This is a genomic window from Rathayibacter sp. Leaf248, from assembly GCF_920939495.1.
In the GTDB taxonomy this organism is placed as follows: Bacteria; Actinomycetota; Actinomycetes; order Actinomycetales; family Microbacteriaceae; genus Rathayibacter; species Rathayibacter caricis.
This window is the reverse complement of the sequence record NZ_CAKLAV010000002.1, coordinates 616,328-640,681: the sequence shown is the minus strand read 5'-3', so window position 1 is coordinate 640,681 and position 24,354 is coordinate 616,328. Positions and strand designations below refer to the sequence as shown.

Below are 24,354 nucleotides of genomic sequence, written 5' to 3'. Positions count from 1 at the left end.
TGGTACGAAGGACTCGCCGCTCGCAGTGCCGCTCGGCAGAACCAGGATCCACGCGTGACCCGCTCCGCCCGCACGGCCGCCCTCGCCGCCGCCGCCCCGACCGCCGGCCTCGTGCTGGCGCTCCTCTTCGCCACCGCCGCAGCCGCCCCCGAGGCCGTGCCGCAGACTCCCGGGACGGCGGTCGCGGAGCCGTCCGCGACTCCGACCGCGACTCCGACGACGACGCCGAGCCCCGTGGACTCGATCAGGAGCCCGCGCTCGGGTGCCGCCGGTGCCGTCGACGGCGTCGCGGAGGAGCGCCCCGAGGGCACCGACCTCGACGGGACCCCGGAGCCGCAGGTGTCCGCGCCGGTTCCGCCCGCCGCACCGGCTCCCGCGCCCTCGATCGCACCGAGCGTGCCGGAGGAGCAGTCGACGGACGGTGTCGACGTCGGCGTCTCGATCGATCCCCCGGTCGACGGCGGTGCTCTGACCATGACCGTCGCGGGCGACGCGGCCGCGCTGACCGAGTCCGGGTCCACCGCCACGGCCCGCCGCTTCCTCGGCGTCCTGCCGACCGTCACGGTGCGCGACACCCGCGATCCGGACGCGGTGCCGGAGGGCGCGGACTGGTCCGTTCTCGGCACCGCCGCCGACCTCACGGGCGACGACGGGCAGCCGGCGCTCGGAGTCGAGCACCTGGGCTGGGCGCCCCGGCTGCTCGAGGGAGAGGGCCCCGTCGTCGCGGGACCGGCCGTCCGGACCGTGCTCGACGGCGGCACGGAGGGACCGCGCCCCGGACTCGTCTCGGCCGAGCTGCTCGCCCTGGCCGACGGGGCGGCGGCCCGGCCCGGACGGTGGACCGCGGACGCCGAGCTGGTGCTGCGCACCGCGCCGTCCGTCCGCGCGGGCGGCTACTCCTCCGTCGTCACCCTCTCGCTCTTCGAGTGAGCGCGGCTCGCGGCCGCCCGTGATCGAGTCGTAGGCTGATCCGACCGCTGCAGGCGGATCGGACAGGATCGATCCGCTTCGATCACACTCGAGCACACGGGACGAGACATGTCGACGACGACCGCCCAGCCCTTCACCGGCCCCCTCCGCCGCCGCTTCGGCGCCGCCCTCGACGCGGAGGCGCTGGTCCCTCTCCTGGCCGCCGCCCGGCTCCCCCTCGGGGCATTCGAGCACGCGCCGACCCTCGAGGCGCTTCGGCGCCGTGCGGAGGAGGACCTCGGCACGCCGTGGCCGCAGCCGCTGCTCTCGAACTACGCCCGCTACGCCCGCGACGGCAACCGGACCGACTACGAGGGCCGCATCGGCGAGCGCCAGCGCCGCCTCACCCGCGCCGCCGTGCTCGCGACGGCCACCGGCGAGCAGCGCTGGCTCGACGAGACGGCCGACGGCGTGCAGCTGCTGTGCGAGCAGAGCAGCTGGAGCTGGGCCGCGCACGACGACGCACTGCCTCTGCTCGGCCGGGTCGTCCCTCCGATCGACCGCCCCTACCTGGATCTCGGGGCGGGTGAGGTGGTCGGGCAGCTGGCGTGGATCGACGCCCTGCTCGGCGAGCCGCTCGCCCGACGGGCCCCGGGCCTGCGCGAGCGGATGCGCGCCGAGACGCGGACGCGCGTGATCCGGCCGTTCCTCGACCGGCGCGACTGGCACTGGCTCGGGCTCGACGGCGACGTGCACAACTGGAACCCGTGGATCCACGGCAACGTCCTGCTCGCCGCCGTCGCGCTGGTCGACGACCCGGAGGAGCGGGCCGACGTCGTCGCGCTGCTGCTCGAGGGGCTCGACCGGTTCCTGGATTCGCTGCCGGCGGACGGCGCGATCGACGAGGGCTTCGCCTACTGGTGGAACGGCGCCGGCCGGGCGCTCGAGACCCTGGAGCTGCTGGCGGAGGCGACCGACGGCGCGCTCGACGCCTCCGAGCTGCCCGTCGTGCGGCAGGCCGTGCGGTTCCCCCACCGGATGCACCTGGGCGGGCCGTGGTACGCGAACGTCGCCGACGGGCCGGCGCGCGCCTCCGACACTCTGCCCTGGCACGTGCTGCACCGCTGGGGGCGGCGGATCGGGGACCGGGACGTGATCGCGCACGCCGCCGCCCAGCGCCGGCCGGCCGAGCCGCTCGCCGATCCGGCGGCCGGGCTCGGGCGCCTCGTCCGCGCCCTCTCGGACCGGCAGTGGATCGCCGCCGAGCCCGGGCCGGCGCCCCTCGTCTCCCCCACCTGGCTGCCGTCGGTGCAGCTCCTCGTGACGCGCGAGCACCCGGGCGTCGCGGAGGGTCTGGGCCTCGTCGTCAAGGGCGGGCACAACGGCGAGCACCACAACCACCTCGACGTCGGCAGTGTGATCGTGGCGCTGGACGGCGTGCCCGTGCTGGTCGACGCCGGACAGCCGACGTACACGTCGCAGACCTTCGGCCCCGAGCGGTACGGCATCCGCGCGATGCAGAGCCGCTGGCACTCCGCTCCGGCACCGTGGGGTCTCGAGCAGGGGGTCGGCCGCGGCTTCGGCGCGTCGGACGTCTCGTCGGGGCCGGCCGGGCTGCTGCTCGAGCTCGCCACCGCGTACCCCCTGCGCGCCGGATCGAGTCTGAGGCGCCGCGCCCGGCGCGAGGGGGCGCAGGTCGTCGTCGAGGACGAGTGGCGCCTGCCCCGCCCCGCGACCGTCGTGGTGGACGGCGTCGAGGTGCACCTGCTGATCGCGGGAGACGTGGAGCTGCAGGACGGCGCCGCGGTCGTGACTCCGATCGAGGGGGCGCGGCGGCTGAGGCTCGAGTGGACCGGCGCCGAGGCGACGACGGAGGAGTGGCTGCTCGAGGATCCGCTGCTCGAGGCGAGCTGGGGGGTGCGGCTGACCCGGCTGACGCTGACGGTCGGCGCGGAGGGCGCCGAGGTCTTCGAGGGCGCGCTGCGCGTCACGGCGTCGGTGTCCTGAGGGCTCGGCCCTGCGCAGACCGGCCGTTCGGCGACGCTCGGTGGGAATGCGCTTGCCCCCGGTCGATCCGCGGTCCTACACTCTGGTAAACGCTTTCCGCCCGGCCCGTCGGCCGATCGGGGCACCGCACAGCAGAAGGGCCTCCCGTGTCAGAGTCGACCACCCCCGCCACCACCTCCGCCGAACCGCGGACCCTCGGCATCATCATGAACGGCGTCTCGGGCCGCATGGGATACCGCCAGCACCTCGTCCGCTCGATCCTCGCGATCCGCGAGCAGGGCGGAGTCCTGCTCTCGGACGGCACCCGCGTGCAGCTCGAGCCGCTGCTCGTCGGGCGCAGCGAGGCCAAGCTCGCCGAGCTCGCCGCGAAGCACGGTCTGCAGCACTGGACCACCGACCTCGACGCCGCGCTCGCCGACCCGAAGTGGCAGATCTACGCCGACTTCCTGGTCACCAAGGCCCGCGTCCCCGCGTTGAAGAAGGCCATCGCCGCCGGCAAGGACATCTACACCGAGAAGCCCACCGCCGAGAGCTACGCCGAGGCGCTCGAGATCGCCGAGCTGGCCAAGGAGGCCGGCATCAAGAACGGCGTCGTGCACGACAAGCTCTACCTGCCCGGCCTGCAGAAGCTCAAGCGCCTGATCGACTCCGGATTCTTCGGCCGCATCCTCTCGGTGCGCGGCGAGTTCGGCTACTGGGTCTTCGAGGGCGACTGGCAGGACGCTCAGCGCCCCAGCTGGAACTACCGCAAGGAGGACGGCGGCGGCATCATCGTCGACATGTTCCCGCACTGGAACTACGTGCTCGAGAACCTGTTCGGCGCCGTCGAGGGCGTCTACGCCAAGGCCGCGACCCACATCCCGGTGCGCGTGGACGAGAACGGCGAGGAGTACACCGCCACCGCCGACGACGCGGCCTACGCGATCTTCGACGTCGCGGGCGGCGCGACCGTGCAGCTGAACTCCTCCTGGGCCGTGCGCGTGAACCGCCCGGAGCTCGTGGAGTTCCAGGTCGACGGCACCCTCGGCAGCGCGGTCGTCGGACTCTTCGGCGCCAAGGTGCAGCCGCGCGTCGCGACCCCCAAGCCGACCTGGAACCCCGACCTGCCCGAGCAGCACGTCTACGCCGAGGACTGGCAGGAGCTGCCCGTCAACGACGTCTTCGAGAACGGCTTCAAGACGCAGTGGGAGGAGTTCATCCGCCACGTGGTCGAGAACGGCCCGCACCCCTACGACTTCTTCGCCGGCGCCCGCGGCGTCCGCCTCGCCGAGCTGGGCCTCGAGTCGGCTCGCGAGGGCCGCCGGATCGACGTCGCCGCGCTCGACGCCGAGGCCGACGAGCAGGCCCTCGCCGCCACCTCCGCCGAGGTCGCTCCGTGACCGACGTCACCCTGCTCGCCGCGGACGGATCGCTCCGCACGCACACCGTCTCTCGCGCGCCGGACCTCGTGCGCCCCCGCCGTCCGCTGGGCGCGCGGGTGGCCTACGCGGCCGCGCACGTCGTCCCGGTCACCTGGGCCGAGAACACCCCCGGCAGCCCCGCGGCCGTCGACTGGGACGCGACGCTCGCGTTCCGGCACCACGTCTGGTCGTGGGGCCTCGGAGTCGCCGACGCGATGGACACCGCCCAGCGCAACATGGGCATGGACTGGGCCGCGACCACCGAGCTCATCCGCCGCAGCGGTGCCGAGGCGGCCTCGGTCGGCGGCGACGTCGTGGTCGGCGTGAACACGGACCAGCTGGCCGACGAGGTCGTGCCGCTCGAGCGCGTCATCGACGCGTACCTCGCGCAGCTCGAGGTCGCGGAGGACGCCGGAGTCGGCGTGGTGCTGATGGCCAGCCGCCACCTCGCCCGCGCGGCGCAGTCCGGCGCGGACTACGAGCGCGTCTACCGCGCCGTGCTCGAGCGGGCCTCGCGCCCGGTCGTGCTGCACTGGCTCGGACCGGCGTTCGACTCCGTGCTCACCGGCTACTTCGGCAGCGAGGACGTCGCCACCGCGTCGGACACCGTGATCCGCATCATCGAGGACAACCTCGCGAAGGTGCGCGGCATCAAGATGTCGCTGCTCGACGCGGACGCCGAGATCGCGGTGCGAGCGCGCCTCCCGTTCGGCGCGACGCTCTTCACCGGCGACGACTTCAACTACGTCGGCCTGATCGAGGGCGGGCAGGACGCCGACGGCGAGGTGCGCCACTCCGACGCCCTCCTCGGGGCGTTCGCCGCGTTCGCACCGAACGCCTCCGCCGCGATCCAGGCGCTCGACGCCGACGACATCGAGGCCTACCGCCGCGTCCTGGGGCCCACCGAGGCGCTCGCTCGCCAGGTCTTCGCGGCGCCCACCCAGTACTACAAGACCGGCGTGGCGTTCCTCTCGTGGCTGAACGGCCACCAGACCGCGTTCGCGATGGTCGGCGGACTGCACTCGGCGCGCTCGCTGCCGCACCTCTCCGAGATCGTGCGGCTGGCCGACGAGGCCGGAGCGCTCGAGCGCCCGGAGCTCGCCGCCGCCCGCTGGACGGGCCTGCTCGCCGTGAACGGCGTCGACGCGCTCCGGACGGTGCTCGCATGACCGCGCTCGATCCGGTGGTGCGGGCCGATGCGACCACCGTGCATCCGCGGCTCTCGCTGAACCAGGCGACCATCAAGTACGCGGACCTGCGCGAGGCACTCGACGTCACCGCGCGGGCCGGCTACTCCTCGATCGGCCTGTGGCGCGAGCCCGTCGCCGAGGTGGGGGTCGCGGAGGCGATGCGCCTGGTCGCCGAGAGCGGCCTGCGCGTCTCGAGCCTGTGCCGGGGCGGCTTCTTCACCGTGCCCGAGGGGCCGGACCGCCGCGCGGCCCTCGAGGAGAACCGCCGGGCCATCGACGAGGCGTCCGCGCTGGGCGCACCGGCGCTGGTGCTCGTCGCGGGCGGCCTGCCGACCGGCTCGCGCGACCTCGTCGGCGCGCGCGCCCGGGTCTCGGAGGCGCTGGCCGAGCTGGCCGACTACGCACGCGGCTCCGGAGTGCAGCTGGCGATCGAGCCGCTGCACCCGATGTACGCGTCCGACCGCGCCGTCGTCTCGACGCTCGGCCAGGCCCTCGACCTCGCCGCGCCGTTCGAGGCGGCCGCGGTCGGCGTCGTGGTCGACACGTTCCACGTCTGGTGGGACCCGCAGGTGCTGCCGCAGATCCTGCGCGCCGGGGCGGAAGGGCGCATCGCCTCGTACCAGGTGTGCGACTGGGCCACTCCGCTCGCCGCCGACGTGCTGCTCTCGCGCCACTACGTGGGCGAGGGGGTCATCGACTTCGCGCTGCTCACGCAGACCGTCGTCGAGGCGGGCTACACGGGCGACATCGAGGTCGAGATCTTCCATCAGGAGGTCTGGGACACGGCGTACGCGGACGTCGCGGCCAAGGTCGCGGCGGGCTTTGCGGAGCACGTGGCTCCGCATCTCTGACCCGCCGCTCAGGCCTCGGCGAGCGCCAGCGTGACGACGAGCGCCGAGTGGACCGTCGGCTCCGAGACCGCGAAGTAGCGCTCGGAGCCGTCGATCCAGGCCTCGGTCGCGCCCTCGCGGGTGCGGAAGCGCACCGCCTCGTCGATGTCCGTGCCGCGACCGTCGGCCTTGGCGACGGCCTGCGCGCGGAGCCCCTCGAGCACCTGCTCGGCGCTCTCCTGCCCGGAGGCGATGCGCTCGCGCACGACGCGGGTGCGGGCCGCGTCGATCCCGACGTCGCGACCGGTGGCCAGCGCCGCGACGACGGCGCCCTCGCAGTGGGCGATGCTGATGCGCATCCGCTCGAGGGCGGGGTGCTCCCCCGCGAGGACGGGGCGGCCGTGCGGTCCGCCGCAGCGGGCGCAGCGGGCCTCCACCGCGATCTCGAGCGGGTCGATGCCGAGCGTCTCGGCGGCGAGCTCGCGCACGAGCACCCGGCCCAGGAGGAAGCTGTCGCGCGCCTCGCGGCGGCCGGTGGCTTCGAAGCGCAGGCGCTCGGCGAGGGTGAGGAGGCGGAGCATCCGGTGCCGCGAGGAGTCGAGCACCTCGGGGCGCGCCCAGCGCAGCTGGACGTCGTCGGTGGCGAGGAGGGGGAGTCCGGTCATGGACCGCACGGTACGGGCCGCAGGCGTCCTCGACGTGACGACCGGGTGGCCGGGGGACGACGCGGCGAAGGGGCGACGGGGCTCGTCCCGCACGCGCGCCCTCGTGTTGACTGGAGGGGATGCAGACGTTCCTCCCGTTCCCCGACTTCCACGCGAGCGCGAGCTCCCTCGACGACCGGCGCCTGGGCAAGCAGCGCGTCGAGACGCTGCAGGTGATGAAGGCGCTCACCGTCGCCGGCTACGGCTGGCAGCACCACCCGGTCACCGCGATGTGGCGCGGCTACCGGCCCGCGCTGATGGAGTACCAGCGCGAGACCTGCGCCGTCTGGACGGAGCGGGGCTTCGCCGACACCTGCCTCGTCAAGACGATGGCCGTGCTCGAGACGGTGCCGGAGGACGCCGAGGCGTACCTGCTCGGCGGCTTCCCGGTGCCGCCGTGGCTGGGCCGGGAGGAGCTGCACCGCTCGCACCGCTCCAAGCTGCTCGCGAAGGCGCCGGAGTTCTATGCACCGCGCTTCCCCGGCACCCCGGACGACCTCGACTACGTCTGGCCCGTCGCGACGTCCTGAGCGGTCAGTGCGCGGTGCGGCGGCGGAGGAACGGGATCGCGAGCGGGTTGCGGAACACGTGCCCGCGGTTCGCCGAGACGAGGCCGCAGATGATGACCACGAGGTGGGCCACGGCCAGCACCGCGAAGACCGTGATCGGGACGCCGATCGGGTAGAAGCTCGTCGACGGCGCGTCGGCGGTCAGCGCGAAGAGCAGCACGAAGTGGCCGACGAGGCAGAGGACGGTGATCAGGACCGTCGTGAGACCCCAGTTCGCCGCCCGCCGGCCGTTCTCGGCGACCGCTCCCCCGCGCCGCCGGGCCGACGGGTACACGGCCGCCATCACGACGCCCGCGACGATCAACGAGAGGAACGGGATCCCGGTCAGGGCGAGGAAGCCGAGGGCGTAGGGCATCGCCCCGGTCGGCGGTGCGGGCTGCGCGGGCGGCAGCGCTTCCGGACGGGGGTCGGGAGGGGTGCTCGACATACCAGCACCCTAGAAGACCGGCCGCGCTCATCCCGCCCTCAGGGCGAGCGCCGGCTCGATCCGCGCGGCACGGAGCGCCGGTCCGACCGCGGACAGCGCCCCCGCCCCCACGCCCGCGACGAGGCCGACGGCGGCGCTGGTCGCGTCGAGCACGGGCGACCAGCCCTGCAGACCGCTGAGCACCGAGGTCGCGAGGACGCCGAGAGCGAGCCCCGAGACGCCACCCGCGAGTCCGATGACCGTCCCCTCGATGAGGAACAGCAGGCGGATGTCGCGTCGGGTCGCTCCGACGGCCCGCCGCAGCGCGATCTCGCGGGTGCGGGCCGACACGGCGAGGAACATCGACGTGGCGCTGCTGAAGCAGACCAGCAGGAGCAGCACGGCCGAGACCACGAGCAGGTTGGCCGCGAGGTCGCTGCTCACCCCGCGGGCGAGCAACCGCAGGTCGGCGACGGTCTCGACGACGACCCTCTCGGGATGCCCCGGGTCGACGGCGAGCGGGATCGATCCGGCCACCGCGGCCGGACGACCCGGGCTCGTCCGGGCGACGACCTGGCGCTCGGACCGCGGAGGAACGGACAGGTCGGTGAGCGAGACGAGGATCGACTCCGTCAGCGCGGGATCCCGCTCCGAGGACGTGAGGAACCCCGCGACGACGACGGACTGCCCTGCGATGCGGATCGTGTCCCCCGTGCGCCCGATGGGGATCCCGAGGTCCTCCGCCGCTCCGATCCCGAGCAGTGCGACGGGCACGCCGTCGACGACGTCGAGCCAGGCCGGCGCCGTCGTGGGGGCGACCGCGACCAGCTCGACGGCGAGGAACGACTCGTCGACCGCCAGGACGGTCGCCTCCGTCGACAGTCCGTCCGGCCCGAGGAGACGCCCCGGTCGTCCCTCCGATCCCGTGAGCAGGACCCTCGGGCCCGCCGCGGAGACTCCGCCGAGACCGGCGATCGCCGCGGCCGCGTGCCGCAGGTCCTCGTCCGAGGAGGACTCGGGCATCCGGACGGTCACCTGGTCGAGCGCTGCGGCGTCGAGCCGCTCGGTCACCTGCTGCGCGGCGGTGGCGCTGATCCCGACCGAGGACACGAGTCCGGCGATCGCGAGGACGAAGGCGGCAAGGACCCCCAGGGTGCGGGCGGGCGAGAGCAGCAGCGCGGACACCGCGTCGGCCAGCACCCAGGCCGGACCACGTCGCCCCCGCTCCCGCGGCACCGCGGTCGCCACTCCTCCGAGCACCCCGAGCCGATCGTCGAGGCCGTCGCCGCTGTCGGCGACGATCGCGCCGTCCTCGAGTCGGATCCGCCGTCCCGCGACCGCGGCGACCTCCGCCGAGTGCGTGATGAGCACGACCGTGACCCCGCTGCGGTGCAGCTCGACGAGCAGGTCCATCACGACCGCGGTCGTCGCCGAGTCGAGGTTCCCCGTGGGCTCGTCGGCGAGGACGACCGCGGGCCGCCCGACCACGGCGCGGGCCAGGGCGACCCGCTGGCGCTCCCCGCCCGACAGCGTGCCGGCGGGCTGCTCCGCCAGTCGGAGCAGGCCGAAGCGGTCGAGCACCGCGGCGACGGCGGTGGTCTGCGACTCGTGGGACTCCCTCCGCATCCGCAGGGGCAGCGCCGCGTTGCGGGCGACGCTCTCGCCCGGCAGCACGAACGAGTCCTGGAACACGAAGCCGAAGGTGCGCGCCCGCAGGGCGTCCCGGTCGCCCTCCGGCAGCTGCGAGACGTCGAGCCCGCCGATGCGGTACTCCCCCGCGTCGGACGAGTCGAGGAGCCCGAGCACGTTGAGGAGCGTCGACTTGCCCGCTCCGGAACGGCCGACGACGGCGACGAACTCGCCCTCGTGCACGTCGAGGTCGATGCCCTGGAGCGCGAGGGCGCCGGTCGCGCCGGCGTAGCGCCGCGAGACGCCGCGGAGGGACAGGAGCGGCACGGTCACGGGCCCACCTCGATCCGATCGCCCTCGAGGAGCCCCGACTCCTCGTCGATGCGCACCCAGCCGTCGCCGGAACCGAGCACCTGGACCGGCACCCGCTCTCCCTCGTCGAAGCCCGCCGTCTCGGAGGAGACGACGTAGGGGTCCGTGGACGCGTCGTGGACCGCCGTGAGCGGCACCGCCAGCACCGGCTCGCCCGCCTCGACGGTCGTGAGCGTGACCGTCGACTTGTCGGCGAGATCGGCCCAGTCGGCCGGGAGGTCGACGCGCACGTCGCGTCCCGACACGCTCTGCGCGGTCCCGTCGGCGGCGACGAACCCGCCGACCGTTGCGACGGTGCCTCTCTGCTCGGGCCGTCCGCTCGCCCGCAGGGTCACCGCGGTCCCGACGACGAACTCGTCCGCATCGAGGACGCTCGCGCGGGCGACCACCCGGCGCGGGCTCGTCTGCAGCGTCGCGAGCGGGGCGCCGACCTCGGCGATCGCGCCGACGTCGAGCACGGTCAGCACGCCGACCGCGTCGGCGTGCAGCTGCACGATCTGCGCCACGTCGATGTACGCCTCCGGAGCCGCAGCGATCGCCGGAGTCGTGGCCGTCGCGGGAGGTGTCGTCGCCGTCGTGACGGCAGCACCGGTGGCCACCGGACCCGGTGCCGACGGGGACGGCGCCGGAGCGACCACCTCGCCGGGACGGGTCGGCAGGTCGTACCCGAGCCGCTGCCAGAGCTGCTCCGCCGCCGCGAGGGTGCGGCCGGTGAAATCCTCGTCGACGTCGAAGTCGCCGGGGACCACGGCCTTCAGCGCGGTCTCGAACGCCCGCACGTCCTCCCCCTCGTCGCCCACGCGGAGGTCGCGGTACAGGGGCGAGGCGACGTGCAGCGCGATCCGGGGCCGGTCGGCGACGGCGAGCAGGAGCCCTCCGTTGACGAGCGCCGCTCCCGCAGCGGTGCCGACCTCGGTCACGTAGGGCAGCACGTCCTCACCGCCCGCGTCGCGGAAGGCGACCGTCGTCGTGTCCCCCGCGTCGACGGCCCCCTGCAGCATCCGGGCCGGATCGATGGAGCGCCTCTCGACCGCCGCGTCGACCGGCGGAGGAGCCAGGAGCGCCTCGTCGTCGACGTCCGACGTCGAGCGCATCGAGGCCCCGAGCGCGACTCCCGCGGCACCGACCAGCAGCACCGCGACCGCGAACACCGCCAGAGCGCGCGGACGCACGACGGCGGGCAGGCGGACACGGGAGGGCGGCTCGTCGCTCACCGGCCGCTCCCCGCGATGATCCGGTCGGCCCGCTCGACGATCTCCCGCTCCTTCTCGGCGACCTCGTCCAGAGCCGCTCGCTGCCGATCGATGAGGGCCGCCTGGTACTGCGCCTCGAGCGAGCTCAGCGTCTCGACCAGCTCGGTCCTCGCCTTGCACTCGACGTCGAGGACGGCCGTCCTGATGGCCGCCTCGGGATCCTCGGGCACCTCGGGAGCCCAGGGCGACGTCTCGCCCTCGCGCAGGCGGAGTCCCTCCGCGACGAGGCAGTCGGTCCACCTGGCCCTCGCCTCGTCCCAGCGCGGGTCCGTCATCGCGAGCATCTTCGCGTCGTCGGCGACCTGCTTGGCCGGACCGGAGATCGCCAGCTCCTCGTCTCCGCTGTAACCGCGCCCGGGCTCCGGGAGCCGGGGTGTCGACTCGAGGCAGACGTCGAACGCGGGATCCCATCCGGGATCCGCCGCCGCGGCCGTCATCAAGGCCTCGTTCGCCGCCTCCATCACCGCGTCGTTCGCGGGGTCGAGCCCGTACCCCCACTGCTGGGCGTTCTCCGGGCTCCAGATCCCGTACAGCGTGTCGGGCAGCATGCCCGACGTCGTCAGGTCGAAAGCGGCCGGAGGGTAGGTCCGCCCGCCCTCCCGCATGCACGCGTCCCAGAGCAGCGCGTTCGCCTGGCCGACCCGGCCGAGCGCGGCGGGAGACAGGAAGAACGCGTCGATCGGGAACGTCATCGTCTCGTTCGCCGCGTCCAGGCCGGCCCTGACGTCCGCGTATTCGCTGATGTCGACGCGCTCCGGCATCGTGGCGCCGGTCGGTTCGGGGCCCGGCCCGGTGCACGCGCAGAGCGCGAGCACCGGGACCAGGACGAGCGGCGGGAGCAGGCGGACCCCCGCCATCAGTCGACGCTCGAGATGAAGTCGTTCCAGTCGGAGTGGTACCAGACCCCGGGCGAGCGGTCCTGGAGGTTCGAGATCTTCTCGTACGCCTTCACCTTCAGGTACTGGCCTCCGCGGTCGATGTGCTCGAACCAGGTCTTCTGACCCGGGTACCGGTTCTTGATGCTCGAGATGGAGTCGTTGAAGATGCGGCCGCCGACGGCGTAGTACTCGTGGTAGTTGGCGTTGCCGCGGCCGGAGTAGCTGCTCGAGTAGTCCTTGTCGGTCCAGACGCAGCTGAAGCCGGTGGGGCACTGACTCTCCGCCGCGGTGGCGGCGGGAGCAGCGAAGGTCGCTGCGGCGACCGCTACGAGGGCGAAAGCGCTTACGCGCCGGGTGAGGGACATGAGATCTCCTTCTGATCGGTGAGGTTTCCTCGGAGAGTAGGGACAACACCGGTATGCCGCAACGGCGCGGCCCTGTGGAGGAAGCCCTCGGGCCATCGGCGCGCGGCAGCGAGGAGAGCGGACGGGCCACGTCACCGCACCGAGGCCGCGCTCTCCCGAGCGGCCCCTGCATCGGATCCGCTCGCCGTCATCCTGTGTTTCTTCTCAGGCGATCACCAGCCCTTGGCGCCCGAGCATCCCCGACCCGCCGAGCCCGGCGCGCACGCGCCGATCGCCCGGCTGCCTCCGCCCCGCGTCCCAGCCCCCTTTCAGGCCTCGGACCGGGCCTTCGTCTTCGGGAGGTCTCGGGTTAGTCTGTCGAGGTTGACCTGTCGCAGAGCGCGTCAGGGCGTCGGTCGCGACCGTCGCGAGACCGGGGGTACCCGAAGGAGACGGATTGGCGACGGACAGACGGACCACCGGCGGCGTGATCAAGGCGATCGTCGGCTTCCTGGGCATGAGCGTCGTGGCCGGAGTCCTCGTGACCGCCACGGTGACGCCCGCCGTGGCGATCGCCGGCGTCGCCGCGAACCAGTCCATCGGCGTCTTCGACGGCCTCCCCGAGTACCTCGAGGTCGACAAGCTCTCCGAGAAGAGCAACATCTTCGCCACGCGCGCCGACGGCACGCCCCAGCTGCTCGCCTCCTTCTACGTCGAGAACCGCGTCGAGGTCCCGCTCGACCAGATCTCGCAGTTCGCCAAGGACGCCGCGGTCTCGGGCGAGGACCCGCGCTTCTACGAGCACGGCGGGGTCGACCTCCCCGGCACCCTGCGCGCGGTCGCTCAGACCTACGTGCTCGGCAACGACGTGCAGGGCGGCTCCTCCATCACGCAGCAGTACGTGAAGAACGTGCTCATCGAGAAGGCCGTCCGCAACATCACCGACGAGGCCGAGCGCGCCGCGGCGATCGAGAGCGCGACGAAGACCACGCCCGAGCGCAAGCTCCGCGAGATGAAGCTCGCGATCGGTCTCGAGAAGGAGTACACGAAGGACCAGATCCTCCAGGGCTACCTGAACATCGCGTTCTTCGGCGGCACCACCTACGGCCTCGAGACGGCCGCCAACTACTACTTCAACACCACCGCCGCGAACCTCACGATCGCCCAGGCCGCGAGCCTCATCGCCATCGTGAACAACCCGGCGAACCTGCGCCTGGACCAGCCCGACGACCCCGACAACGGCGCCGCGAACGGCTACGCCCGCAACAAGGACCGGCGCGACTACATCATCGGCAAGATGCTGGAGGAGGGGAAGATCACGCAGGCCGATCACGACGCGGCCCTCGCCACGCCGGTCCAGCCCGCGATCACCGAGCCCAGCACCGGCTGCTCGACCGCCGGCAACGCGGGCTTCTTCTGCGACTACGTCACGAACGTCCTCAAGAACTCCCCCACCTTCGGCGACAACGAGGACGCGCGGTGGACGAACTTCCGCCGCGGCGGCCTCGACGTCTACACGACGCTCGACGTCTCCCTCCAGGACACGGCGGTGAACGCCGTGAACGCGCAGGTCCCCGAGACGTGGAACTTCGACGTCGGAGCCGTCTCCGTCAGCGTCGAGGTCGGCACCGGCCGAGTGCTCGCGATGACGCAGAACAAGAAGTACTCGCAGGACCCCGACGTCCTGAACGCCGACGCCTCCTACAGCGCGATCAACTTCAGCACCGACAAGGCCTACGGCGGCTCCTCCGGCATCCAGCCCGGATCGACCTACAAGCTCTTCACCCTGATCGAGTGGCTGAAGGAGGGGCACAGCATCAACGAGCGCGTCGACGGCACGCGCAAGTCGACCTGGGGCACCTTCACCGACTCGTGCGTGGACGGCGGAACCGACACGAGCAACGAGACGAGCGCCAAGAACGACGAGGGCGGCACCGGAGAGGTGGGTACGCCCGTCTCCTTCACGAAGACGTCGCTGAACACCGGCTTCGTCGGCATGGCGCGCAAGCTCGACCTCTGCGGCATCCGCGACACCGCGCTCGACATGGGCGTGAAGCAGGGCAGCGGCGCCGAGCTCGAGCACAACCCGTCCTCGGTCCTCGGCACCAACTACGTCTCGCCGCTCTCGATGGCGGGCGCGTACGCGACCGTCGCCTCAGGCGGCATCACCTGCGACCCGATCGCGATCGACCGCATCACCGACACCGCCGGGGTGGAGCAGCCGGTGCCGCCGGCCAACTGCCGCCAGTCGATCGACGCGAACGTCGCGGCCACCGCCGCCGTCGCCCTGCAGTCGACCTTCACCGCGGGCGGCACGGCGACCGCGTCGCGCACCCGCGACAGCATCCCGCTGATCGGCAAGACCGGCACGACCGACAGCGCCGCCGCCACCTGGATGAGCGGAGCGAGCACCCGGGTCGCGACCGTCGTCGGCGTCTTCAACGTGAAGGGCACCGCGAACCTGCGCCTCCGCCAGTTCAACTTCGACTCCGGGTCCGCGGCGACCGCCCGTCACCGCATCTGGCCGGTCGTGATGGCGGCCGCGAACGCCGAGTACGGCGGAGCGGCCTTCCCGAAGGCGAACGGCTCGCTCCAGGTCGTGCCGCGGGTCGAGATCCCCGATGTGACGGGGCTCGCCCTCGCGGATGCGAAGGCCAAGCTGTCCGCGGCGGGCTTCCCCCTCATCGAGGGCGGCACCGAGGCGTCCGACGCCCCGGTCGGCACCGTGACGCGCCAGGACCCGTCGGGCTCGGCTCAGGCGGGCACCGGCATCACGGTGTTCACCAGCAGCGGGAACCAGAAGACGGTGCCGGACGTGACAGGTCAGGACCTGGAGGCGGCGAAGGCCGCTTTCGGGGCCGCCGGATTCACGCAGATCACGCTGTCCTGCACCGAGGCCGGCGATGCGCCGGACACCGGGAAGGTGACCGGTCAGGAGCCGGCGGGCGGCTCCTCCGTCGCCCCGGACGCAGCCCTGAAAGTCTCGATCACCGCGAAGAAGTGCCCCTGACGGGTATCGCCGGCTGAGTCCGGCTCGTCAGACCACGTTCGGCTCGCGGAATCCTCGGATTCCTGCGAGCCGAACGTGTTCCTGCGAGCCGGACCTACTGCCCGCGCCCCCGGATCGCCCCGACGATCGCGACCACCGCGAAGTGCACGATGAGCGCCGCGATGCCGAAGCGCGCGAGCGCCCCGCTCGCCTCGGCGTAGGGCCGTGCCGCGTCGGTCATCGACCCCGGAGTGACCACGTCGAGTGCGAAGAAGCCGACGGCCAGCCCGAAGCAGACGAGGGAGATCCAGAGCAGGGCGCGGATCGCGCGACCGACCGGGTCGTAGTAGCGCGGGTTCGACATCGGGCCTCCGGTTCTCGTGCTCTCCCGTGTCTATCCGCCGGAGCGGGCCCGCGCAAGCGGTCGCGCGAGCGGCCCGGCGCACACCACGACGCCCCGGCTCCCGAGGTGAGGGAGCCGGGGCGTCGGCGGGCGGCGGGCTACGCCGCCAGCGGCATCCGCGACGAGGACGTCACGACCAGCTCGCCGCCGACCGCGTCCACGTGCACCGCGCCTCCGTCGGTGACGTCACCGCTCACGAACAGGTCGGCGATGCGGTCGTCGACCGAGCGCTGCACGAGGCGGCGGAGCGGACGGGCACCGTACTGCGGCTCGTAGCCGTGCTCCGCGAGCCAGTCGATCGCCGACTCCGTGACCTCGAGCGACACCTCGCGCGGCGCGAGACGGGCCCGGGTCGCGTCGAGCACGATGCCCACGATCTCGCGGAGCTGCTCGCGACCGAGCTTGCGGAACAGCACGATCTCGTCGATGCGGTTGAGGAACTCGGGCCGCATCGCCTCGCGGAGCCGGCCCATGACGCGGTCGCGCAGGTCCTTCTCCGAGGCGAAGCCCTCGGCCGACGCGTCGCTCTGCGCGACGAAGCCGAGCGCGCCGGAACGCGAGGCCAGGAACTCCGACCCCAGGTTCGAGGTCATGATGATCACCGTGTTGCGGAAGTCGACCGTGCGGCCCTGACCGTCGGTCAGACGCCCGTCGTCGAGCACCTGCAGGAGCAGGTTGAACACGTCGGGGTGCGCCTTCTCGATCTCGTCGAACAGCACGACGGAGTAGGGGTTCCGCCGCACGCGCTCGGTGAGCTGGCCGGCCTCGTCGTAGCCGACGTACCCGGGAGGGGCGCCGACCAGCCGCGAGACGGTGTGCCGCTCGCCGAACTCGCTCATGTCGAAGCGGATCACGGACTGCTCGTCGGCGAAGAGCGACCCGGCCAGCGTGCGCGCCAGCTCGGTCTTGCCGACGCCCGTCGGACCGAGGAACAGGAACGAGCCGACGGGACGCGAGGCGTCTCCGAGGCCGGTCCGGCTGCGGCGGACGGCGCGCGCGACCGCGGTCACCGCGTCGTCCTGGCCGATGACGCGCCGGTGCAGCTCGTCCTCGAGGTGCGCGAGGCGCTCGCGCTCCCCCTCCGTCAGGCGCGACACGGGGATGCCCGTGGCGCGGGCCACGACGGCCGCGATCTCCGTCTCGCCCACTTCGGCCCCGGTCGACGCGCGTCCGGTCGAGGTCGCGGCGTCGAGCTGTGCCTGCACCGAGGAGATCTCGTCGCGCAGTCGCGACGCCTCCTCGTAGTGCTCGGCCGAGACGGCCGCGTTCTTGTCGCCCTCGAGCACCGCGAGGCGCTCGAGCAGGGCCGCGGTGTCGACTCCGGCGCCCAGCGAGAGGCGGAGGCGCGCACCGGCCTGGTCGATCAGGTCGATCGCCTTGTCGGGCAGCACGCGGTCGGGGAGGTAGCGGTCCGAGAGCTCCACGGCGGCGCGGAGGGCGTCGTCGGTGAAGGTCACGCGGTGGTGCTCCTCGTAGGCCTGACGCAGTCCGTGCAGGATCGCGACGGCGTCCTCGACGGACGGCTCGCCCACGCGGACGGGCTGGAAGCGGCGCTCCAGCGCCGGGTCCTTCTCGATCGTGCGGTACTCCTTGAGCGTGGTCGCACCCACCAGGTGCAGCTCGCCGCGGGCGAGCCGGGGCTTGAGGATGTTCCCCGCGTCCATGCCGCCCTCGCCGGCACCACCGGCGCCGACGACGGTGTGCACCTCGTCGATGAAGACGATCAGCTCGCCCGAGCGGGCCGCGATCTCGTCCATCGTCTTCGTGAGGCGCTCCTCGAAGTCGCCGCGGTAGCGGGTGCCGGCGAGCATGCCGGGGAGGTCGAGGGAGACGACGCGCTTGTCGCGCAGCTGCTCCGGGACCTCGCCCGCGACGATCGCGCGGGCCAGGCCCTCGACGATCGCGGTCTTGCCGACGCCGGCCTCCCCGACGAGCACCGGGTTGTTCTTGGTGCGCCGGCTGAGGATCTCGATGGTCTGCTCGATCTCGTCGGCGCGGCCGATCACCGGGTCGAGCTTCCCGTCGCGGGCGAGCTGCGTGAGGTCGGTGCCGTACGTGTCGAGCATCGGCGTCTCGGAGGCGGGCGTGCCGGTCTCCTGCTGCTGCTCCGGACCGGTGGTGACGGTCTCGCGCAGTCCCTGGGTGAGCGCCTCCGCCGTCACACCGGCGCGCGCCAGGACCTGCCCGGCGGGCGCGTCCTGACCGAGCACGAGCGCGAAGAAGAGGTGCTCGGGATCGATGTAGGTCGATCCGCTCGAGCGGGCGACCTGGTAGCTGTGGAACAGCGCCCGCTGGGCGCTGGGCGTGATGGTGGCGGCGTTCGGCGACGCCTGCCCTTCGGCGGCCTGCGGCAGGCGCGCCTCCGTCGCGGTCGCGATCGCGCCGGGGTCGACGCCGATGCGCCGGACGGCCTGCGCGACGGCCTCGTCATCGACGAGGACGCGCAGCACGTGCAGCGCGTCGAGCTCGGTCTGGCCGCGCTCGAGGGCGAAGCGTCCTGCGGACTGCAGGATGCTCTGAGTACGGGCGGTGAGGAATCGGCTGAGGTCGATGGACCGCGCCGCGCGGGCGCGCTCACCGTCGAGGTAGCGGGCGAGGAAGTCGTCGAACGAGCTCGCTCCGGCCTCGTTGAAGTTGTCGGGCACCAGTCCTCCTGAAGAGTTGAGTCACTTGCACTCAAGTTCAACGCGGAGAGCCGGATCCTATTCCTGGGTCTTCGCTGTACAGCTCCCCCCGCCCTCGGTACCGTCGAGTCATGAGCAGTGACGGAGGAGAGGTGCGTGCGCAGGAGCGCGCGAGACCGACGGCTCCGTCGCTGCAGGAGCTGCGAGCGCACCGCGAGGAACTGCTCGACCTGGCGTCTCGCTCCGGGATCACCTCGGTCGCCGTCTTCGGTTCGGTCGCACGCGGCACATCGACGAACGGCAGCGACATCGACCTGATCGTCGACGCCGAGCCCGGCACGAGCTACTTCTCCCTCGCGGCCTTCGCTCTCGGCGCGGAAGCGCTTCTCGGTCGCTCCGTCGACGCCGTCTTCCGGTCAGGTCTGCGTCGAGGACGAGACGACGCCGTGCTCCGCGATGCGGTGCCTCTGTGACGGACCGATCGGCACGCTGGCTCGACCTGATCGTCGAGGACTGCGCGAAAGCGCAGGCCGCAAGAGCCACATCGGTGACTGACAGCCACAAGTGCTGAGCACATGGAGATCGAGTTCGACGCCGTCGTCGTCTTCTGGCGCGGGCCGGCGCCCTGGCACTTCGTGCGGGTGCCGGAGGAGCACGTCCCGGCGATCGCGGACGCCGCGGCCCACGTGTCGTACGGCTGGGGCATGATCCCCGCGACGGTCGTGCTCGGCGCGAGCACTTGGAGCACGTCGCTCTGGCCGAAGGACGGCGGCTACCTGGTGCCACTCAAGACCGCAGCGCGCCGGGCGGAAGGCGTCGAGGTCGACTCCGCCGTCACCGTGCGCCTGCGCATCTGACGCCTGCCGGACGTGCGAGAGGGCACGGCCGGAGCCGCGCCCTCTCTGTGCGCCGACGCGCCTTTCCTCCGGGGTGGGAGCTCTAGGGGACCGTGTAGCCGGCGGCGCGGAACATCTCGTACCACTCGGCCCGGGTCAGGGGGATGTCGGAGCCGAGTGCCGCGTCGTGCACGCGCTGCTCGTTGGTGGTGCCGAGCACGACCTGCATGTTCGCGGGGTGGCGCGTGATCCACGCGGTCGCGATGGCGATCGCGGGCACGTCGTACTGCGCGGCGAGGCGGTCGATCACGGCGTTGAGCTCCGTGTACGCGGGGTTGTCGAGGAAGACCCCGGTGAAGAAGCCCGCCTGGAACGGCGACCACGCCTGCACGGTGATGTCGTTGAGGCGGCAGTAGTCGACGATGCCGCCGTCGCGCATGATCGACTGGTCGAGCGCCGCCATGTTCGACGCGACTCCCTGCGCGATCAGCGGAGCGTGCGTGACCGAGAGCTGCAGTTGGTTCGCCACGATCGGCTGGTTCAGCGACTTCTTCAGCAGCTCGATCTGGAACGGCGTGTGGTTCGAGACGCCGAAGTGCGTCACCTTGCCGGCGGCGTGCAGCTCGTCGAAGGCGCGGGCGACCTCGTCCGGCTCGACGAGCGCGTCGGGGCGGTGCAGGAGCAGCACGTCGATGCGGTCGGTCCGAAGAGCCTTCAGCGACCCCTCGACGGACTCGACGATGTGCTCGTAGGAGAAGTCGAAGTAGGGGCCGTCGCCGACGATGCCGCACTTGGTCTGCAGCACGATCTCGTCGCGCTGGGACGGGGTGAGCTGCATCGCCTCGGCGAAGCGCTCCTCGCAGTGGTGCACGGCATTGCCGTAGACGTCGGCGTGGTCGAAGAAGTCGATGCCGGAGTCGCGCGCGGTGCGCACGAGATCGCGGATGGCGTCGTCGGTCATGTCGGGGATGCGCATGAGGCCGAGGACGACGTTCGGGGATTCGATGCCGGAGGCACCGAGGGGGACGTGCTTCAAGAGGGACTCCTTCGTCGGGTACTCCCCCACGGTAGGGGGGCCGGCTGAGTGGCGTCCAACAGCGGGTGCTGGTGCGATTCATGCGACGGAGTGGTGAATCAGCACGCTTGCCCGCGCCCCTCCCCCGGTGCCAGGGTGCCCTCATGACGATCGAGGTGCGCCCGGCGTCCGTCTTCGACGACGTCGCGATCATGAACGGGCCGAAGCGAGCGGATGCGAGCGTGTGCTGGTGCCTGAGCTACCGGCTGCTCTCCTCCACCGAGAACACCTCCCTCCGCGGTCCTGCGCGGGGCGAGCGGATGCGCGAACTGGTGGCGCAGGATCCCCCGCCCGGCGTGCTCGCCTACGACGGCGACGAGGTGACGGGCTGGGCCGCCGTGCACCGCCGCGCCGACACGAGCTACGCGAAGAACCGCAGGATCCCGCACGTCGACGACCTCGACGTGTGGACCGTCTGGTGCATCCGCGTCCGCCCGGGCTTCCGCCGCCGCGGCATCTCGCACGCCCTACTCGCGGGAGCCGTCGACTTCGCTCGGTCTCACGGCGCTCCGGCGATCGAGGGCTACCCGGTCGACAACCGCGGTGCGAAGGTCGAGCAGACGATGGCGTACGTCGGCACCCGCGCTCTGTTCGAGCGCGCCGGCTTCTCGTGGGCGGCCGACACCACCTCGGTATTGAACGGCTTCCCGCGGGTGCTGATGCGCCTGCCGCTCTGAGTGCCCGGCGCCCGGGAACGAGGAACGGCCCCTCACCCGTGTCGGGGAGGGGCCGTTCGCCGTGGAGGACCGGACGTGGTGTCGACGCCTAGAAGTCCCAGTCCTCGTCCTCGGTGTTCACGGCCTTGCCGATCACGTAGGAGGAGCCGGAGCCCGAGAAGAAGTCGTGGTTCTCGTCCGCGTTGGGCGAGAGGGCCGACAGGATCGCGGGGTTCACATCGGTGACCTGCTTGGGGAACATCGGCTCGTAGCCGAGGTTCATCAGGGCCTTGTTGGCGTTGTAGTGCAGGAACTTCTTGACGTCCTCGGTCAGGCCGAGCTGGTCGTAGAGGTCCTGCGTGTACTGCGCCTCGTTGTCGTAGAGCTCGTAGAGCAGCGAGAACGTATAGTCCTTGATCTCGTCGCGCTTGGCCTGGTCGACGCGCTCGAGGCCCTTCTGGAACTTGTAGCCGATGTAGTAGCCGTGCACGGCCTCGTCGCGGATGATGAGGCGCACGAGGTCGGCCGTGTTGGTGAGCTTGGCCCGCGAGGACCAGTACATCGGCAGGTAGAAGCCGGAGTAGAAGAGGAACGACTCGAGCAGCGTCGAGGCGACCTTGCGCTTCAGCGGGTCGTCGCCGCGGTAGTAGTCCATGACGATCTCGGCCTTCTTCTGAAGGTTCGGGTTCTCCACGGACCAGCGGAACGCCTCGTCGATGTCCTGGGTGTTGGACAGCGTCGAGAAGACCGACGAGTAGCTCTTCGCGTGCACCGACTCCATGAACGCGATGTTCGTGTAGACGGCCTCCTCGTGCGGGGTGATCGCATCGGGTATGAGCGAGACCGCGCCGACCGTGCCCTGGATGGTGTCGAGCAGGGTCAGGCCCGTGAACACGCGCATCGTGAGCTGCTGCTCCTCGTGGGTCAGCGTGTTCCACGACTGGATGTCGTTGGACAGCGGGACCTTCTCGGGCAGCCAGAAGTTGCTCGTGAGGCGGTTCCAGACCTCCACGTCCTTGTCGTCCTGGATGCGGTTCCAGTTGATGGCGTTGACGTGGCTGACCAGCTTGAGCTTCTCAGGGGGAGTCATGATCTCTTCTTCGTGCGGATAGGTCGTGCAGAGGTGTCGAAAGGGGCAGCGGCGGGCGCTACAGCATGCAGCTGACGCAGCCGTCGACCTCCGTGCCCTCCAGCGCGAGCTGGCGGAGACGGATGTAGTAGATGGTCTTGATGCCCTTGCGCCAGGCGTAGATCTGCGCGCGGTTGATGTCGCGGGTGGTCGCGGTGTCCTTGAAGAACAGCGTCAGCGAGAGGCCCTGGTCGACGTGCTGCGTCGCCGCGGCGTAGGTGTCGATGATCTTCTCGTAGCCGATCTCGTACGCGTCCTGGTAGTACTCCAGGTTGTCGTTCGTCATGAACGGCGCCGGGTAGTAGACGCGGCCGAGCTTGCCCTCCTTGCGGATCTCGATCTTCGACGCGATCGGGTGGATCGAGGACGTCGAGTTGTTGATGTACGAGATCGAGCCTGTCGGCGGGACGGCCTGCAGGTTCTGGTTGTAGATGCCGTGCTCCATGACCGAGGCCTTGAGCGAGCGCCAGTCGTCCTGGGTGGGGACGGCGATGCCGGCCTCGGCGAAGAGGCGGGCGACGCGCTCGGTGGCGGGAGCCCACTCCTTCTCGGTGTAGGTGTCGAAGAACTCGCCCGAGGCGTACTTCGAGTCGGCGAAGCCCTCGAAGGTGGTGCCGCGCTCGATCGAGATGTTGTTGGAGGCGCGCAGGGCGTGGAACAGCACCGAGTAGAAGTAGATGTTGGTGAAGTCGATGCCCTCCTCGGATCCGTAGTGGATGCGCTCGCGGGCGAGGTAGCCGTGCAGGTTCATCTGGCCCAGGCCGATGGCGTGCGACTTGTCGTTGCCGTCCTCGATCGAGCGGACCGAGGTGATGTGCGACTGGTCCGACACCGAGGTGAGGCCGCGGATCGCGGTCTCGATGGTGCGGCCGAAGTCGGGCGAGTCCATGGTCAGCGCGATGTTCATCGAGCCGAGGTTGCAGGAGATGTCCTTGCCGATGGTGGCGTAGGAGAGGTCCTCGTTGTAGGTCGTCGGCGTGTTGACCTGCAGGATCTCGGAGCACAGGTTCGACATGTTGATGCGGCCCTTGATCGGGTTCGCCTTGTTCACCGTGTCCTCGAACACGATGTAGGGGTAGCCCGACTCGAACTGGATCTCGGCGATGGTCTGGAAGAACTCGCGCGCCGAGATCTTGGTCTTCTTGATGCGCGGGTCGTCGACCATCTCGCGGTACTTCTCGGAGATCGAGATGTCACCGAAGGGCAGGCCGTAGACGCGCTCGACGTCGTACGGCGAGAAGAGGTACATGTCCTCGTTGTTCTTCGCGAGCTCGAACGTGATGTCGGGCACGACGACGCCGAGGGACAGCGTCTTGATGCGGATCTTCTCGTCGGCGTTCTCACGCTTGGTGTCGAGGAAGCGCAGGATGTCGGGGTGGTGCGCCGAGAGGTACACGGCTCCCGCACCCTGGCGGGCGCCGAGCTGGTTGGCGTAGCTGAAGCTGTCCTCCAGGAGCTTCATCACGGGGATGATGCCCGAGGACTGGTTCTCGATCTGCTTGATCGGGGCGCCGGCCTCGCGGATGTTGGAGAGCGAGAGCGCCACTCCGCCGCCGCGCTTGGACAGCTGCAGCGCGGAGTTGATGCCGCGGGCGATCGACTCCATGTTGTCCTCGATGCGCAGCAGGAAGCACGAGACGAGCTCGCCGCGCTGGGCCTTGCCCGTGTTGAGGAACGTGGGGGTCGCGGGCTGGAAGCGGCCGGCGACGATCTCCTCGACGAGGGCGACGGCGAGCTTCTCGTCGCCCTGGGCGAGTCCGAGGGCGGTCATCACGACGCGGTCCTCGAAGCGCTCGAGGTAGCGCTTCCCGTCGAACGTCTTGAGCGTGTACGACGTGTAGTACTTGAAGGCGCCGAGGAACGTCGCGAAGCGGAACTTCTTGGAGTAGGCGAGGTCGTTCAGCTGCTGGATGAACTCGAACGAGTACTGATCGAGCACGGCCTGCTCGTAGTACTCCTTCTCGACCAGGTAGTCCAGGCGCTCCTTGAGGGAGTGGAAGAACACGGTGTTCTGGTTGACGTGCTGCAGGAAGTACTCGCGAGCGGCCTCGCGGTCCTTGTCGAACTGGATCTCTCCGTTCGGGCCGTACAGGTTCAGCATCGCGTTGAGCGAGTGGTAGTCCATCTGCGCGGCGTCCCGGGGGGCGTCGA

The 24,354-nt window shown here is 71.4% G+C and carries 21 protein-coding genes; 10 read left to right on the top strand and 11 right to left on the bottom strand.

Annotation, left to right across the window (positions count from 1 at the left end; genetic code table 11):
* The first annotated feature begins 54 nt into the window (after positions 1 to 54).
* From LRG51_RS16075 to LRG51_RS16055, 5 genes are all read left to right on the top strand, one after another.
* Positions 55 to 930, top strand: a complete 876-nt coding sequence (locus LRG51_RS16075; protein ID WP_230673637.1) for a hypothetical protein — start codon at positions 55 to 57, stop codon at positions 928 to 930.
* Positions 931 to 1,038: 108 nt separating this feature from the next.
* Positions 1,039 to 2,916 (top strand): heparinase II/III family protein, encoded by a 1,878-nt coding sequence (locus tag LRG51_RS16070; protein ID WP_230673636.1) that lies wholly within the window; start codon positions 1,039 to 1,041, stop codon positions 2,914 to 2,916.
* A 206-nt stretch (positions 2,917 to 3,122) separates the two neighbouring features.
* Positions 3,123 to 4,295, top strand: coding sequence for a Gfo/Idh/MocA family protein (locus LRG51_RS16065; RefSeq protein WP_055791607.1), 1,173 nt, complete (start codon positions 3,123 to 3,125; stop codon positions 4,293 to 4,295).
* Entirely contained in the window at positions 4,292 to 5,485 is a 1,194-nt protein-coding gene (locus tag LRG51_RS16060) for a DUF993 family protein (RefSeq protein ID WP_230673634.1), read from the top strand. The genes LRG51_RS16065 and LRG51_RS16060 overlap by 4 nt, the downstream gene beginning before the upstream one ends.
* A complete protein-coding gene (locus LRG51_RS16055; RefSeq protein WP_230673632.1) occupies positions 5,482 to 6,357 on the top strand; it encodes a sugar phosphate isomerase/epimerase family protein in 876 nt (291 codons plus the stop codon). Before LRG51_RS16060 ends, LRG51_RS16055 begins: the two co-directional genes overlap by 4 nt.
* Positions 6,358 to 6,365: 8 nt before the next feature.
* Here LRG51_RS16055 and LRG51_RS16050 read toward each other — a convergent pair whose 3' ends face one another.
* The gene (locus LRG51_RS16050) at positions 6,366 to 7,001 is read right to left on the bottom strand and encodes a 4'-phosphopantetheinyl transferase family protein (RefSeq protein WP_055791139.1); all 636 of its coding nucleotides are present in this window, start codon (positions 6,999 to 7,001) and stop codon (positions 6,366 to 6,368) included.
* Positions 7,002 to 7,120: 119 nt separating this feature from the next.
* Between LRG51_RS16050 and LRG51_RS16045 the strand changes: the two genes are divergently transcribed.
* Positions 7,121 to 7,570: an MSMEG_6728 family protein gene (locus LRG51_RS16045; RefSeq protein ID WP_055791135.1), complete on the top strand. Its 450-nt coding sequence runs from the start codon at positions 7,121 to 7,123 to the stop codon at positions 7,568 to 7,570.
* Between the two features lie 4 nt (positions 7,571 to 7,574).
* Here the strand turns inward: LRG51_RS16045 and LRG51_RS16040 are convergent, their stop codons facing one another.
* From LRG51_RS16040 to LRG51_RS16020, 5 genes are read right to left on the bottom strand one after another with little or no spacing between them, the layout of a single operon-like run.
* Positions 7,575 to 8,036 carry a DUF4870 domain-containing protein gene (locus LRG51_RS16040; protein WP_082481290.1) on the bottom strand — a complete coding sequence of 154 codons (462 nt, stop codon included), beginning with the start codon at positions 8,034 to 8,036 and terminating at the stop codon, positions 7,575 to 7,577.
* A 27-nt stretch (positions 8,037 to 8,063) separates the two neighbouring features.
* Entirely contained in the window at positions 8,064 to 9,977 is a 1,914-nt protein-coding gene (locus LRG51_RS16035; protein ID WP_230673630.1) for an ABC transporter ATP-binding protein/permease, read from the bottom strand.
* The gene (locus LRG51_RS16030) at positions 9,974 to 11,230 is read right to left on the bottom strand and encodes a hypothetical protein (protein ID WP_230673628.1); all 1,257 of its coding nucleotides are present in this window, start codon (positions 11,228 to 11,230) and stop codon (positions 9,974 to 9,976) included. Before LRG51_RS16030 ends, LRG51_RS16035 begins: the two co-directional genes overlap by 4 nt.
* The gene (locus tag LRG51_RS16025; protein ID WP_230673626.1) at positions 11,227 to 12,126 is read right to left on the bottom strand and encodes a hypothetical protein; all 900 of its coding nucleotides are present in this window, start codon (positions 12,124 to 12,126) and stop codon (positions 11,227 to 11,229) included. The genes LRG51_RS16030 and LRG51_RS16025 overlap by 4 nt, the downstream gene beginning before the upstream one ends.
* A complete protein-coding gene (locus tag LRG51_RS16020; protein WP_230673624.1) occupies positions 12,126 to 12,512 on the bottom strand; it encodes a peptidase inhibitor family I36 protein in 387 nt (128 codons plus the stop codon). The genes LRG51_RS16025 and LRG51_RS16020 overlap by 1 nt, the downstream gene beginning before the upstream one ends.
* 436 nt (positions 12,513 to 12,948) lie before the next feature.
* On the opposite strand from LRG51_RS16020, the gene LRG51_RS16015 reads away from it, so the two are divergent.
* Positions 12,949 to 15,501 carry a transglycosylase domain-containing protein gene (locus LRG51_RS16015; protein WP_230673622.1) on the top strand — a complete coding sequence of 851 codons (2,553 nt, stop codon included), beginning with the start codon at positions 12,949 to 12,951 and terminating at the stop codon, positions 15,499 to 15,501.
* 94 nt (positions 15,502 to 15,595) lie between these two features.
* Here the strand turns inward: LRG51_RS16015 and LRG51_RS16010 are convergent, their stop codons facing one another.
* On the bottom strand, positions 15,596 to 15,844 hold the full coding sequence (locus tag LRG51_RS16010; RefSeq protein ID WP_230673620.1) for a hypothetical protein: 249 nt from the start codon (positions 15,842 to 15,844) through the stop codon (positions 15,596 to 15,598).
* Between the two features lie 137 nt (positions 15,845 to 15,981).
* Positions 15,982 to 18,528, bottom strand: coding sequence for an ATP-dependent Clp protease ATP-binding subunit (locus tag LRG51_RS16005; protein ID WP_230673618.1), 2,547 nt, complete (start codon positions 18,526 to 18,528; stop codon positions 15,982 to 15,984).
* 110 nt (positions 18,529 to 18,638) lie between these two features.
* Here LRG51_RS16005 and LRG51_RS16000 point away from each other — a divergent pair, with 110 nt between their 5' ends.
* Positions 18,639 to 18,980, top strand: a complete 342-nt coding sequence (locus LRG51_RS16000; RefSeq protein ID WP_055791107.1) for a nucleotidyltransferase family protein — start codon at positions 18,639 to 18,641, stop codon at positions 18,978 to 18,980.
* A gap of 102 nt (positions 18,981 to 19,082) precedes the next feature.
* A complete protein-coding gene (locus tag LRG51_RS15995) occupies positions 19,083 to 19,364 on the top strand; it encodes a DUF1905 domain-containing protein (RefSeq protein ID WP_055791104.1) in 282 nt (93 codons plus the stop codon).
* Between the two features lie 82 nt (positions 19,365 to 19,446).
* On the opposite strand, the gene LRG51_RS15990 is transcribed toward LRG51_RS15995, so the two are convergent.
* Entirely contained in the window at positions 19,447 to 20,379 is a 933-nt protein-coding gene (locus tag LRG51_RS15990) for an aldo/keto reductase (protein WP_268788506.1), read from the bottom strand.
* A 143-nt stretch (positions 20,380 to 20,522) separates the two neighbouring features.
* Between LRG51_RS15990 and LRG51_RS15985 the strand changes: the two genes are divergently transcribed.
* A complete protein-coding gene (locus tag LRG51_RS15985; RefSeq protein WP_230673616.1) occupies positions 20,523 to 21,095 on the top strand; it encodes a GNAT family N-acetyltransferase in 573 nt (190 codons plus the stop codon).
* A gap of 88 nt (positions 21,096 to 21,183) precedes the next feature.
* On the opposite strand, the gene nrdF is transcribed toward LRG51_RS15985, so the two are convergent.
* Complete coding sequence (gene nrdF / locus LRG51_RS15980; protein ID WP_055791099.1) at positions 21,184 to 22,164, bottom strand: class 1b ribonucleoside-diphosphate reductase subunit beta; 981 nt, start codon at positions 22,162 to 22,164, stop codon at positions 21,184 to 21,186.
* A 58-nt stretch (positions 22,165 to 22,222) separates the two neighbouring features.
* Entirely contained in the window at positions 22,223 to 24,328 is a 2,106-nt protein-coding gene (gene nrdE, locus LRG51_RS15975; RefSeq protein WP_055791597.1) for a class 1b ribonucleoside-diphosphate reductase subunit alpha, read from the bottom strand.
* Between the last annotated feature and the right edge of the window lie 26 nt (positions 24,329 to 24,354).